General features: G+C 67.1%; 15 protein-coding genes and 1 pseudogene. 11 read left to right on the plus strand and 5 right to left on the minus strand.

Annotated features, from left to right (window positions below; translation table 11 throughout):
- The 7 genes and pseudogenes from glyA to WS45_RS08125 form a co-directional block, all read left to right on the plus strand.
- A pseudogene (gene glyA / locus WS45_RS08095) lies at positions 1 to 246 on the plus strand (serine hydroxymethyltransferase); the annotation flags it as partial.
- Positions 247 to 252: 6 nt separating this feature from the next.
- Entirely contained in the window at positions 253 to 732 is a 480-nt protein-coding gene (gene nrdR, locus WS45_RS08100; RefSeq protein WP_006760615.1) for a transcriptional regulator NrdR, read from the plus strand.
- Between the two features lie 153 nt (positions 733 to 885).
- On the plus strand, positions 886 to 1,443 hold the full coding sequence (locus tag WS45_RS08105; RefSeq protein ID WP_059699504.1) for a GspH/FimT family pseudopilin: 558 nt from the start codon (positions 886 to 888) through the stop codon (positions 1,441 to 1,443).
- On the plus strand, positions 1,440 to 1,862 hold the full coding sequence (locus tag WS45_RS08110) for a PulJ/GspJ family protein (protein WP_059699502.1): 423 nt from the start codon (positions 1,440 to 1,442) through the stop codon (positions 1,860 to 1,862). The genes WS45_RS08105 and WS45_RS08110 overlap by 4 nt, the downstream gene beginning before the upstream one ends.
- Positions 1,846 to 2,685: a PilW family protein gene (locus WS45_RS08115; RefSeq protein WP_082721876.1), complete on the plus strand. Its 840-nt coding sequence runs from the start codon at positions 1,846 to 1,848 to the stop codon at positions 2,683 to 2,685. Before WS45_RS08110 ends, WS45_RS08115 begins: the two co-directional genes overlap by 17 nt.
- A 113-nt stretch (positions 2,686 to 2,798) precedes the next feature.
- The gene (locus tag WS45_RS08120; protein ID WP_082721885.1) at positions 2,799 to 3,347 is read left to right on the plus strand and encodes a pilus assembly protein; all 549 of its coding nucleotides are present in this window, start codon (positions 2,799 to 2,801) and stop codon (positions 3,345 to 3,347) included.
- Positions 3,344 to 3,796, plus strand: coding sequence for a type IV pilin protein (locus tag WS45_RS08125; RefSeq protein ID WP_059699310.1), 453 nt, complete (start codon positions 3,344 to 3,346; stop codon positions 3,794 to 3,796). Before WS45_RS08120 ends, WS45_RS08125 begins: the two co-directional genes overlap by 4 nt.
- A gap of 64 nt (positions 3,797 to 3,860) precedes the next feature.
- Here WS45_RS08125 and WS45_RS08130 read toward each other — a convergent pair whose 3' ends face one another.
- The 3 genes from WS45_RS08130 to WS45_RS08140 all read right to left on the minus strand — a co-directional run bounded on the left by WS45_RS08130 (position 3,861) and on the right by WS45_RS08140 (position 5,164).
- A complete protein-coding gene (locus WS45_RS08130; protein WP_059530521.1) occupies positions 3,861 to 4,304 on the minus strand; it encodes a DUF3318 domain-containing protein in 444 nt (147 codons plus the stop codon).
- A 43-nt stretch (positions 4,305 to 4,347) separates the two neighbouring features.
- Positions 4,348 to 4,737: a phage holin family protein gene (locus tag WS45_RS08135; RefSeq protein WP_059690700.1), complete on the minus strand. Its 390-nt coding sequence runs from the start codon at positions 4,735 to 4,737 to the stop codon at positions 4,348 to 4,350.
- A 124-nt stretch (positions 4,738 to 4,861) separates the two neighbouring features.
- Complete coding sequence (locus tag WS45_RS08140) at positions 4,862 to 5,164, minus strand: DUF883 family protein (protein ID WP_006754606.1); 303 nt, start codon at positions 5,162 to 5,164, stop codon at positions 4,862 to 4,864.
- A gap of 318 nt (positions 5,165 to 5,482) precedes the next feature.
- Between WS45_RS08140 and WS45_RS08145 the strand changes: the two genes are divergently transcribed.
- Complete coding sequence (locus WS45_RS08145; protein WP_034182833.1) at positions 5,483 to 6,121, plus strand: peroxiredoxin; 639 nt, start codon at positions 5,483 to 5,485, stop codon at positions 6,119 to 6,121.
- Positions 6,122 to 6,261: 140 nt separating this feature from the next.
- Here WS45_RS08145 and WS45_RS08150 read toward each other — a convergent pair whose 3' ends face one another.
- Positions 6,262 to 7,449 carry an acyl-CoA dehydrogenase gene (locus WS45_RS08150; protein ID WP_059682460.1) on the minus strand — a complete coding sequence of 396 codons (1,188 nt, stop codon included), beginning with the start codon at positions 7,447 to 7,449 and terminating at the stop codon, positions 6,262 to 6,264.
- Positions 7,450 to 7,621: 172 nt separating this feature from the next.
- Between WS45_RS08150 and WS45_RS08155 the strand changes: the two genes are divergently transcribed.
- Both WS45_RS08155 and WS45_RS08160 read left to right on the plus strand, forming a co-directional pair.
- Complete coding sequence (locus WS45_RS08155; RefSeq protein WP_044844103.1) at positions 7,622 to 8,413, plus strand: IclR family transcriptional regulator; 792 nt, start codon at positions 7,622 to 7,624, stop codon at positions 8,411 to 8,413.
- A gap of 102 nt (positions 8,414 to 8,515) precedes the next feature.
- Entirely contained in the window at positions 8,516 to 8,926 is a 411-nt protein-coding gene (locus WS45_RS08160) for a GFA family protein (protein WP_059699509.1), read from the plus strand.
- Positions 8,927 to 9,102: 176 nt separating this feature from the next.
- Here WS45_RS08160 and WS45_RS08165 read toward each other — a convergent pair whose 3' ends face one another.
- On the minus strand, positions 9,103 to 9,906 hold the full coding sequence (locus WS45_RS08165; RefSeq protein ID WP_059530510.1) for an EAL domain-containing protein: 804 nt from the start codon (positions 9,904 to 9,906) through the stop codon (positions 9,103 to 9,105).
- Between the two features lie 379 nt (positions 9,907 to 10,285).
- On the opposite strand from WS45_RS08165, the gene WS45_RS08170 reads away from it, so the two are divergent.
- Positions 10,286 to 11,974 carry an FAD-dependent oxidoreductase gene (locus tag WS45_RS08170; protein WP_059699312.1) on the plus strand — a complete coding sequence of 563 codons (1,689 nt, stop codon included), beginning with the start codon at positions 10,286 to 10,288 and terminating at the stop codon, positions 11,972 to 11,974.
- Positions 11,975 to 12,000 lie beyond the last annotated feature (26 nt).

Genomic DNA, 12,000 nt, shown 5'->3' on the forward strand with positions numbered 1-12,000 from the left:
CTGGGCGCGGCACACATCACGGTGAACAAGAACGCGATCCCGAACGATCCGGAAAAGCCGTTCGTGACGAGCGGGATCCGTCTGGGTTCGCCGGCGATGACGACGCGCGGCTTCGGCCCGGCGGAAGCCGAGCAGGTCGGTAACCTGATCGCCGACGTGCTCGAGAACCCGGAAGACGCAGCGACGATCGAGCGTGTGCGCGCGCAAGTAGCCGAGCTGACCAAGCGTTTCCCGGTTTATCGCTGATCCAGCATGCGCTGTCCGTTCTGCCGGCATGAGGACACGCAGGTCGTCGACTCGCGTGTGTCCGAAGATGGCGCCGCGATTCGTCGGCGCCGTCGTTGTTCGGCTTGCGACAAGCGCTTCACGACGTACGAGCGGGTCGAGCTGAACTTGCCGGCCGTCGTGAAGAAGGACGGCAGCCGCACGGAATTCGACCGTCGCAAGATCGTCGCCAGCATGCAACTCGCGCTGCGCAAGCGGCCGGTTGCGGCTGACGCGATCGACGCGGCGGTCGCCCGCATCGAATATCAACTGCTCGCAACCGGCGAGCGCGAAGTGCGTAGCGAGAAGCTTGGCGAACTCGTGATGAACGAGTTGCGCGGCCTCGATACGATCGCCTATGTCCGTTTCGCATCGGTATACCGCCGGTTCGAGGATGTTTCCGAATTTGCCGACGTGATCGAAGAGTTCCGTCGCGCGTCCCCCTCCAAACCTCCGCGTAAGCGCTGACGCGCTGCGTCCGTTCATCGTCTTCTCCGTGGGTTCAGTTCGCGCCGATTGTGTCGGCCGCGATCGCATGTCGCCAGTCGGCCGTTCGGCTAATGGCGCGTGTGTGCTTGCGTCGCTACAGTCGTCCCATCACGTTGACGGAGGGCGATGGCGATGGGACTGCACCGACAAGGCGTTAAACAACGCATGCGATGCGGCGGCTTTACGCTCGTCGAGCTGATGGTCGCGATCGCACTGGCAGCCGCGATCGGACTATACGCAGCACCTGCATTCGATCACTGGCACATGCGCGAACGTGTGGATGCACGCTCGCGTGCGTTGCTCGGCGCGCTGTCGTTCGCGCGCACCGAGGCGACACGTCTCGGCGTGCGCGTCACGCTGTGCAGGGCCGGGCGCAACGGCGATTGCGCGCATTCCGGCGAGCGGTGTGACCTGGCGGGATGGTCATGCGGCTGGATCGTCCGCGGGCAGTTCGACGGACGGTCGCGCGTGCTGCGGCGCTATCCGCGCGATGCCGACATTGCCGTCGCGGGGGCGGCGCACGATCTGGCATTTGCTCCGCCGGCGGGCCAGGTGCTTGGCGGGATCAGGCGTTTCGAGTTGCGTCCGCGGCGCACGCTGTCCGGTGACGACACACGCGTATCGCGCTGCATTCGGATCGCGGCAGGCGGCCGGGCGCGCGTCGTTGCCGGTCGATGCGAAGCGGCATGAAGCGCGCGCGCAAGTCCATGCACGGCACGTCGCTGCTCGAAGCGGTGCTGGCCGTCGCGCTGCTTGCAACGGTGATGCTGGCGGTGGCCGGCAGCCAGCTTGCGATGACGCGCGCGCAGCGGGCGACGATCTGGCGTGAGCGCGCGCTATGGCTGGCCGATGCCCGCATTGAGAGCCGGCGCGCAGTGGCGGGCGCCGACGACGGCATCGCAGCGCTCGCGTCCGCGTCGTTGCCCGGCGGCACGACGGCGCTCGACGATGGGCCGGCGGGTGTCCGTTACGTGACGGTCGGCTGGCGTGACGCTCAGGCCTCCGCGCCGACATCGGCGCGCTGCGAAAGTGCGCGGGCAGCGGTCGGGCCGCCATCGTGCGTGCGGACGCCGTTTCGGGAGGCCGAGGTCGATGTCGATGAACGGTGAGCGCCGCAGCCGCGCGCATACGCTGCTCGAAGTGCTGATCGCGATGACGGTCGGTCTGCTGGTGCTTGCTGCTGCCGGTGCGCTGTACCACGCCCAACGCGTCGCGCAGCGGCGAGCGGAAGACGGCTTCCGGATGCGCGATGCGGCCGCGACCGCACTGATGCTGATCGGCGAGCAGATCCAGATGGCCGGGTTTCGCCCGCTCGATGTCGAAGGGGCGCCATCGTTACCGCCGGTGTTCGGCTGCTCCGCGGGGCGCGTGCGAGGCAATGGAGCGCAGGTGCGCTGCGAAACCGTGCGCGCAGCGTCGGACGCATTGCTGGTTCGGTATGTCGGCGATGCCGTGTCGACGTGGCCGACGATTGGGGCACAGGTGTCGGATTGTCTCGGGCAGGGCGTTGGCGCTCCTGGTGCACGGCCGCTCGTGGAAAACCGTTTCGACGCGCATGTCAGTCCGTCGACGGGCGAGCCCGAGTTGTACTGCGAGGGAAGCGGGCGCCCGGGTACGCCGCAACCCGTCGTGTCCGGCATCGACCAACTGCGCGTGCGTTACCTTCGGCGCGAAGCCGCGCAGTTCGTCGACGCAGGGGCGATGGGTAGCGGCGACTGGCGCGATGTCGTTGCCGTGCATGTGTGCGTGCGCGTACGTGGCGAACCGATGCACGGGCCTGCGCGTCATGTCGATTGCGACGGCCGCACGGCCGTTTCGCCGAATGGTCGCGCGCATCTGGTGCTGCATCGAATCGTCGCGTTGCGCAATGCCGCGGTCGCATCCGCCGATCCCGTGGGTGATGCGGCGCAGGATCATGGGGTGTTGCGATGATCTACGCAAACCGATTCGTCGACGAGCTCGCGATGCGAATCGCAGCAGGTCGCGCAAGGCGGCGCGCGGTGGCGTACCGCGACAGGCGACATGCGGCACGCGGTGAGGGCCCCATGGTGAGCGGAACAACATCACGCGCACGCTTTCCGTCTACCAGCGGCGGCTGGCGTCGCGACGCGGGCCTTGCACTGCCGGCCGTGATCGCGGTCGGCGCGGCGGTCGCCGCGCTGACCGGCACATGGTTCGAATCCGCGTTGACGGAATCGCGCCGCACGCGTGCATTGTCGGACCGCCTGATCGCATTTCACGCAGCCGATGCAGCGCTGGCAGCCTGCACAGCGCGATTGCTCCGAGGCGGGGCGCCATACATCGACGAACCGGCGTCACCCGTCGAGCCGGACGCATGGCGGCGTGCGCCCGCGCTGGGCGTCGCCGAAGCGTTTGCCCCGTTCGCTTCCTGGCCGATGGCGGCCCAGCCGCCGCGATGCCTGATCGAAGCCTGGCGAGGTGTCGGTCCGCACGAGAGTCGTGCTTACCTCGTCACCGCGCGTGGTGTCGGCGGCCATGCGTCGAGCGTGGTCTGGCTGCAGAGCCAGGTCGCGTTGCGAGACGGACGCATCGTTGCGCAGCGCTGGCGGCGCGTCGCGACGGTTCATCGATGAGACAGCCTCGATTGCTGCACCGATCGGTGGCGTTCACGTTGCTCGAACTGATGATCGTGCTCGCGATCGTTGCCGCGCTTGCCGGGTGGGGTATTCCGTCATATCGCGAACATATCGCGCGCGTGCATCGCGCATCCGCGGTCGCTGCGCTTTATCGCGCCGCTCAGTACCTCGAAACACTCGACGGCGCGCCGCCACGGACGCTGCCCGACGCATATTCGCAGGCGCCTCCGGACGGGCAGGCGGTCTACGACGTGGCGCTGCGGCGAACAGTGGGCGACGATGTGCCGGTGGCCTACGAACTCGTTGCGCGCCCGCTCGATGCGGGCCCGATGCGCGACGACGCATGCGGTGCGTTCATGCTGCGCGCGGACGGGACCAAAGGCAACGCGGGATCGAACGACGCAGAGGCGGACTCGCGGGAGCGGGCATGCTGGGGCGTGCGTTGATCATGCGATCGCGCACGCAAAACACACAACGGCGCCGGGGTGCGTGCGCGCCCGTCGTTGGGTGTCAGTCGTCGTTCGCGGCAGGTTCGCGCTCGTCGCGCGACTGTTTCCAGATCCGGTAGATCTCCCATGCAGCGAAGCCGACGGAGCCCCACTTCAGCGCGGGGCCCGCGCTCGCGCGCAGCAGCGAGCGTATGGGTTTCGCCAGCACGAGCGACGCGAGCGAACTCAACATCGGGTACTGGTTGACGAGTTGGCCGAGGCTCGCGTTCAGGTTCTTGGCGGACTGGCTGAACTTCGTGCCCGACAGTCCCGGGACGAATACCTTGAGCCAGCTGAAGCGCGTGACGGCGTGGCGCATTTCGGCGGCGGCTTCGGCAAGCTCGAGCCGCTCGACCTCGGATCGCAGGATCAGCAATTCCTTGCGGAGCGCGCGATGCTGCGACGCGTTCCAGTTCGATCGCGACGAATGGGGGCGGGTCGAATGGCCCGTGACGTTCTGGCTCATGGCGCGTCGGCGAAGTAGGTGAGAGAGGGGAACGCGACTGCGTTCACGGCTTGCCGCGGAAAATTTCGCGGTCTTTCTCGAGCTCGGCGAGCGTCGCTTCGAACACGGTCGGCGCGTCGCGCAGGCCCGAACGCGCTTTCAGCGCACATACGATGCCCGCGATCGCGTACAACGCGGTGATGGCTGCGAGCGACTGCCAGCGATAGGTATCCCAGAACGCGATCGTGACGAGCACGGTCAGGCTGATGAGTGCCATCGTCGCGAGCATCATGGCCGCGAGCCCGAGGAACAGTACGCCCATCAGGCGTTCCTTCTCCTCGGCGAGTTCGATGCCGACCAGTTCGAGGCGCGTTTGCAGGAGGCCGATCGCGGAGCCGACGAGGCGGCGCAGCGGTCCCTGGCCGGACGGCTGCGGGTGGGTGTCTGTCGTCATGGATGAGGCGCTTGTGCGCGCAATAAGCGGCTAGGGCAAAGCCGGCCGGCGGCGAACCGCCGGCTGGCTTCGGCACCCATGCGCCGCACCGGGCGGCACATGGGGCGGAACGGCGCTGAGCGCGTTACTTGCGGTTGATCAGCAGGCCGATCAGCACGCCGACGCCGGCGGCGACGCCGATCGACGTCCACGGATGCTCGTGCACGTAGTCGTCGGTCGCGCGCGCGGCCTTCTTGCCTTTCTCGACCACCACGACCTGGACGTCGGTTGCCTTTTCCTTGGCCTGCTTCAGGCGCGACATGGCTTTTTCGCGCAACTCGGCCGCCCGGTCGCCCGTGCTGCTCGCTGCCTGCTTGAGCAGATCCTCGGCGTCCGCGAGAACGGTTTTGATATCCGACATCAGTTTCTCCTTGTTGATTTCCGACATTGCAACTCCCTTCATGCTGTCATGCTGCAGGTTCACATCGTAGCGAAACCCCTGCCGGCTGGCGAGCCGGGAAGACACGCGGCGGCGGTGCAAGACCACATGGTAAACGACCCGTAAGTATTGACAGAGCCGCAAATGCTGCGAAAAGTTTCCCTTGTGGCCGTCCGTCCTGCCCCGATACCGGGTAAAAATGACAAAAAAGTATGAATATCAAACAGAATAATCGTTCGCACCGCCCATTGCTTCCCGTAAGCTGATGGACTGTCCCGCGCCGTCCAGCGCGCGGTTTCAACCAGCATCGTTCGAGGAGGGAACATCATGAGTCTGCGTCTTGGTGACATCGCACCGGATTTCGAGCAGGAATCGAGCCTGGGCCCTATCAAGTTTCACGAGTGGCTGGGCGACAGCTGGGGCGTCCTGTTCTCGCACCCGGCCGACTACACGCCGGTCTGCACGACTGAACTCGGGCTGACCTCGAAGCTGAAGGGCGAATTCGAGAAACGCAACGTGAAGGTGATCGCGCTGTCGGTCGACGGCGTCGAATCGCACAAGGGCTGGATCAACGACATCAATGAAACGCAGTCGACGGTCGTCGGTTTCCCGATCATCGCCGACGCGGACCGCAAGGTGTCGCAGCTGTACGACATGATCCACCCGAACGCGAACGAAACGCTGACGGTACGTTCGCTGTTCGTGATCGACCCGAACAAGAAGGTGCGGCTCACCATCACCTATCCGGCCAGCACCGGCCGCAACTTCGACGAAGTGCTGCGCGTGATCGACTCGCTGCAGCTGACCGACAACTACAAGGTCGCGACGCCCGGCAACTGGAAGGACGGCGACGACGTCGTGATCGTGCCGTCGCTGCAGGATCCGGAAGAGCTGAAGAAGCGCTTCCCGAAGGGCTTCAACGCCGTGCGTCCGTACCTGCGCCTCACGCCGCAGCCGAACAAGTAAGCAGCGGCTGCCACGTCGGCGGCGCGTGACGAACGCGTGCGCCGATGAAAACGGCCCGCCCGGCAGCGATGCCGGGCGGGCCGTGTCGTTTCAGCGGCGAAGATATGACGCGCAGGGCGCCGCGGATCGCACGCGAATGGTCAGAAGAATGCCTGGATGCCCGTCTGCGCGCGGCCGAGGATCAGCGCGTGGATGTCGTGCGTACCTTCGTACGTGTTCACCACTTCGAGGTTCACGAGGTGGCGCGCGACGCCGAATTCGTCCGAGATGCCGTTGCCGCCGAGCATGTCGCGCGCGAGCCGCGCGATGTCGAGCGCCTTGCCGCACGAGTTGCGTTTCATGATCGACGTGATCTCGACGGCCGCCGTGCCTTCGTCCTTCATCCGGCCGAGACGCAGCACGCCCTGCAGGCCGAGCGTGATTTCGGTCTGCATGTCGGCGAGCTTCTTCTGGATCAACTGGTTCGCGGCGAGCGGCCGGCCGAACTGCTTGCGATCGAGCACGTACTGGCGCGCGGTGTGCCAGCACGACTCGGCCGCGCCGAGCGCGCCCCAGGCGATCCCGTAGCGCGCCGAGTTCAGACACGTGAACGGGCCGCGCAGGCCGCTCACGTTCGGCATCAGGTTCTCCTCGGGCACGAACACTTCGTCGAGGACGATCTCGCCGGTGATCGACGCGCGCAGCCCGACCTTGCCGTGGATCGCGGGTGCCGACAGGCCCTTCCAGCCCTTCTCGAGGATGAAGCCGCGGATCGCGTCCTTGCCGTTTTCTTCCAGTTTCGCCCACACGACGAACACGTCGGCGATGGGCGAGTTGGTGATCCACATCTTTGAGCCGGACAGCGAATAACCGCCGGGCACCTTCGTCGCGCGCGTGACCATGCTGCCCGGGTCGGAGCCGTGGTTCGGCTCGGTCAGGCCGAAGCAGCCGATCCATTCGCCGCTCGCGAGCTTCGGCAGGTATTTCTGCTTCTGCGCGTCCGAGCCGAATTCGTGGATCGGCACCATCACGAGCGACGACTGCACGGACATCATCGAGCGGTAGCCGGAGTCGACGCGCTCGACTTCGCGCGCGATCAGCCCGTAACTCACGTAATTGAGGCCGGGGCCGCCGTATTCTTCCGGAATCGTCGGGCCGAGCAGGCCGATCTCGCCCATCTCGCGGAAGATCTCGGCGTCGGTGCGTTCGTGGCGAAACGCCTCGGTGACGCGCGGCGCGAGCTTGTCACGCGCATACGCGTGCGCGGCATCGCGCACCATCCGCTCTTCCTCGGTCAGTTGCTGGTCGAGCAACAGCGGATCGTCCCAATGAAAAGTTGCAGCGCTCATCGTGTCATCTCCTGTTGGCCAGGGTGGGCGCTTCGGCGCTTGCCCTGATCCCATGCTTGGCGGTCGGTCCCGGGCTGGCGCTTCGCGGCCTGCCCCGATGTCTAAAGTTCGCTTGACTGTAGTTCCGCTGTGCGGAACAATGTTTTGCAAAACGAACCCAGTGTAGCATCACATGACGCTTTCAACCATCGACGAAACCACGATCGACGAACGCAAGTTCGTCGTTGCGCTCGCGCGCGGGCTCGACCTGCTGCGCGCATTCCGGCCCGGCGAGACGATGCTCGGCAATCGCGACTTCGCGGAGCGCACCGGGCTGCCCAAGGCGACGGTGAACCGGCTCGCCTATACGCTGACCGTGCTCGGCTATCTGCGCTACGACGAGACGCTCGGAAAGTATGCGCTCGACGCCGGCGTGCTGTCGCTCGGCTACGCGCTGCTGTCCGGCTCGGGGACGCTCGATCTCGCCCGGCCGCACATGCAGGCGCTCGCGCGCGAGATCGGCGCGGCCGTGTCGCTCGGCTGCCGCGACGGGCTCGACATGATCTATCTGGAGACGATCCGCAGCGAAACCGCGCTGACGCTCGGGCTTGCGCCCGGCTCGCGGCTGTCGATGCTGACGAGCTCGATGGGCCGCGCGTACCTGGCCGTGCAGCCGGAGGACGTGCGCCGCGCGCTCTATGCGGATCTGCACCGGGCGGCCGGCGGCGCGGCCGACGCGGATGCGCTCGTCGCGGCCGCGCAGGACGCGGTGGCCGAGTTCTCCGCGGGCGGGTGCTGCTATTCGTTCCGCGCGTGGCACATGGACGTGAACGCGGCGGCCGTGCCGTTTCGCGAACCGCGCGAGGGGCGCTGGCTGATCCTGAGCTGCAGCGGGCCTGCGTCGTCGATGGACGAGGACGTGTTCCGCACGCAGGTCGGGCCGAAGCTGAAGGCGCTTGCGCAGCGGCTCGGGCAGACGGTCTGAAACGGGCGCCGCGAGCGGCGCGTCGCCGCCGCTGCCGGTTGCGCCGCGCGCGAGGCGCGCTCATCATCATCCACCGGTTCCCTGACGATGACGAGGTTCGCGATGTCCCACCCGGAAACCATGGAAGGCGGCTGCGCATGCGGGGCGATCCGCTACCGGATCGCCGGCATTCCGGCCGACGCAGGCTTCTGCCATTGCCGGCTCTGTCAGCGCACGACGGGGGCGGCGGTCGTCGCGTCGGCATCGGTGCCGCTCGACGCGTTCGAATACCTGCAGGGCGAGCCGACGGTCTATGCGTCGAGCGCGTGGGGCGAGCGGCGCTTTTGCGGCGGCTGCGGCGCGCAGTTGGAGTATCGGTTGGCCGATGCGCCGACGACCGTGGAAATCAACTATGCAACGCTCGACGAGCCGGCGTGGCTGCGTCCCGCGTGGCACGTCTGGTACGGGGATCGCTTCCCGGGCATCGAGATCGACGACGATCTGCCGAAATTCGACGATGGCGGAAGGGCCTAGCGACGTGCCGGCGTCGAATCCCCGCACACGCGCGTTCGACTTTTCACGTATGAACGGAACAGGAACCGGCCATTATCGGGCGACGATGCACGCCGCCCCCGATTGCCGACGCAGTACCGACAGCGGATTCCGCCATCCGTAGTGCCGCGCCCCGCGCGGGCCGGCCATCCACCCGCTCAGGCCGGGACGACCTTCGAGAACACCGGCCCCTGCATGAACCGCACGTCGTGCTGACGCAGCAACTCGCACTGCGTCTCGTCGACGACGCCGTCGAAAATCAGCGGAATCCGCACGCGCTGCGCATACGCGACCAGCGCCTTCACCATCCCGTCGCGCAGCGCGATGCCCGCATCCATCTTGATGTAGTCGGGCCGCGCCATCTCCGATTCGACCGCGAGGATCCGGCCCGGGTCGGGCAGCTTGTCGGCGACCTTGAAACCGTGATGCTGGTAGCTGCGCGTCAGGTAGCCGAGGAAGGTCTTGTGCGCGACCGCGACCGCCGGCAGCTCGATCACGATCCGCTCGGTCGGCAGCCCGAAGCGCTGCAGCACCGACGAGAAATGCTTGCCGTGGTCGTACTTCACGCTTTTCAGCAGCCGTTCGTGCACGCGCAGGAACAGCAGCCCGTGGCGTTGCGCGCCGAAGAAGTTGATCGCGTGCAGCGCGCGAGACAGCCGGTCGATCGCGACGAGCGTCTGATCGTCGACGGCCGAGTCGACCGGATCGTGCGGCGCGCCGGTGACCAGCGTGACGGCCTGAAAGCCGAGTTCGTCGCCGTAGCGCTCGATCGCATCGGCGAACGACGTCGACTGCGGCGCGCCGGGCATCGTCACGTCGTAGATCGGCTCATAGGCGCTCGCGAGCGTGCGCTCCGGCAGGTTTGCGCACGCGGTGCCGCCCGCTGCAAGCGCGAGGTGTTCCCGCAGATACGGCAATTGCCCGGCACGGACGACCAGCTCGGGAATGTTGGGCGGAATCATCGGCGTAGGAAGGAAAAATGGCGGCCGAAACGGCCGCCTCATGCCTTGATATTAGCAGCGCCCGTCCGGCTCGGCTTGGCGTTTCGCTCATATGGTTATCCCGTTCCCGCGCGGATGGCTAGGGTTTACGTTGATTTCACTATTCGTAATTGGTTTTACTATTCGTAAATCCAAAGATTTGTCGCCGATCAAGAAAAGCGGCGTTCGGGCGCCCGGAGCGGCGCCGATTCCCGAATCGAATCAACAGGAAGCAAGGAGCGAGACGTGGCGGTTGACAGCAAGTTGGCGAGGCAGGGCGGGCCGCGGCAGTGGCGGGCAACGGACATGAGCGGGACGACGCGGCGCGCGTCGGCGCGCGGACGGCAGGGCTGAGGAGCGGATGGCGACCATGAGCATCGATTACCAGACGCTGAAGTTCGACTACCGGCCGCGCGCGACGCGGGCCGCCGGCGATGACGCCGCCATCCACCCGGTGGTGGTGGTCGGCGCGGGCCCGGTGGGCCTGTCGGCCGCGATCGACCTCGCGCAGCAGGGCGTGCCGGTCGTGCTGCTCGACGACGACGACACGCTGTCGACGGGCTCGCGCGCGATCTGCTTCGCGAAGCGCACGCTCGAGATCTTCGACCGGCTCGGCTGCGGCGAGCGTTTCGTCGACAAGGGCGTGAGCTGGCACGTCGGCAAGGTGTTCCTGCAGGACGAGCAGCTGTATGCGTTCGACCTGCTGCCGGAGGAAGGTCATGCGCGTCCCGCATTCATCAACCTGCAGCAGTACTACGTCGAAGGCTATCTGGCCGAGCGCGCGTTCGCGCTGCCGAACATCGACATCCGCTGGAGGCACAAGGTGACGGGTGTCGCGCAATCGGCGGAACACGCCACGCTCACCATCGAGACGCCGGAAGGCATCGAGACGCTGCGCGCGCAGTACGTGATCGCGGCCGACGGCTCGCGCAGCCCGATGCGCGCGGCAATGGGCCTCGAGAGCCGCGGCCGCACGTTCAAGGACCGCTTCCTGATCGCCGACGTGAAGATGAAGGCGGAATTCCCGACCGAACGCTGGTTCTGGTTCGATCCGCCGTTCCACCGCAACCAGTCGGTGCTGCTGCATCGCCAGCCCGACAACGTGTGGCGCATCGACTTCCAGCTCGGCTGGGACGCCGATCCGGTCGCCGAGAAGCAGCCGGAGCGCGTGATCCCGCGCGTGCGCGCGCTGCTCGGGCCGGATGTCGAGTTCGAGCTGGAATGGGTGAGCGTCTATACGTTCCGCTGCCAGCGGATGGATACGTTCCGTCATGGCCGCGTGCTGTTCGCGGGCGATTCCGCGCACGGCGTGTCGCCGTTCGGCGCGCGCGGCGCGAACAGCGGCGTGCAGGACGCGGACAACCTCGCGTGGAAGCTGAAGCTCGTGCTCGACGGCCGCGCGGACGATCGCCTGCTCGACACCTACGCGAGCGAACGCGAGTTCGCCGCCGACGAGAACATTCGCAACTCGACGCGCTCGACCGACTTCATCACGCCGAAGAGCGCGGTATCGCGCGTGTTCCGCGACGCGACGCTGAAGCTCGCGCGCGACTGCGAGTTCGCGCGCAAGCTCGTGAACAGCGGCCGCCTGTCGGTGCCGGCCGTGCTGGCCGATTCGCCGCTGAACACGCCGGACCGCACCGGCGACACGTTCGCGTGCGCGATGCGGCCGGGCGCGGCGGCGGCCGATGCGCCGGTGCGCGCGCACGGCACGTCGGGCTGGCTGCTGCGGCATCTGGACGACGGTTTCGCGGGCGTGCTGTTCGGGCTGCCGGGCGACGCCGCCGCGCTCGCGCAGGCGCTCGACGGCCTGGCGCTGCCGGTGCGGCCGGTGCTGGTCGTGCCGGGCGGGCACGCGCAACCGGTGGCCGGCGTCGACGTCGTGGAGGACGTAGACGGTCTCGCCGCGCAACGCTACGACGCGAAGCCCGGCACGTTCTATCTGCTGCGCCCCGACCAGCACGTCTGCGCGCGGATGCGCACGCTCGAGCGCCAGGCGATCGCCGACGCGCTGGCGCGCGCGACCTGCGCGCGCGGAACATCGCATTGAACACGACAACGATACCGGAGACACCC

Origin of the sequence: Burkholderia sp. RF2-non_BP3 (genome assembly GCF_001522185.1) — a bacterium.
GTDB lineage: Bacteria > Pseudomonadota > Gammaproteobacteria > Burkholderiales > Burkholderiaceae > Burkholderia > Burkholderia diffusa.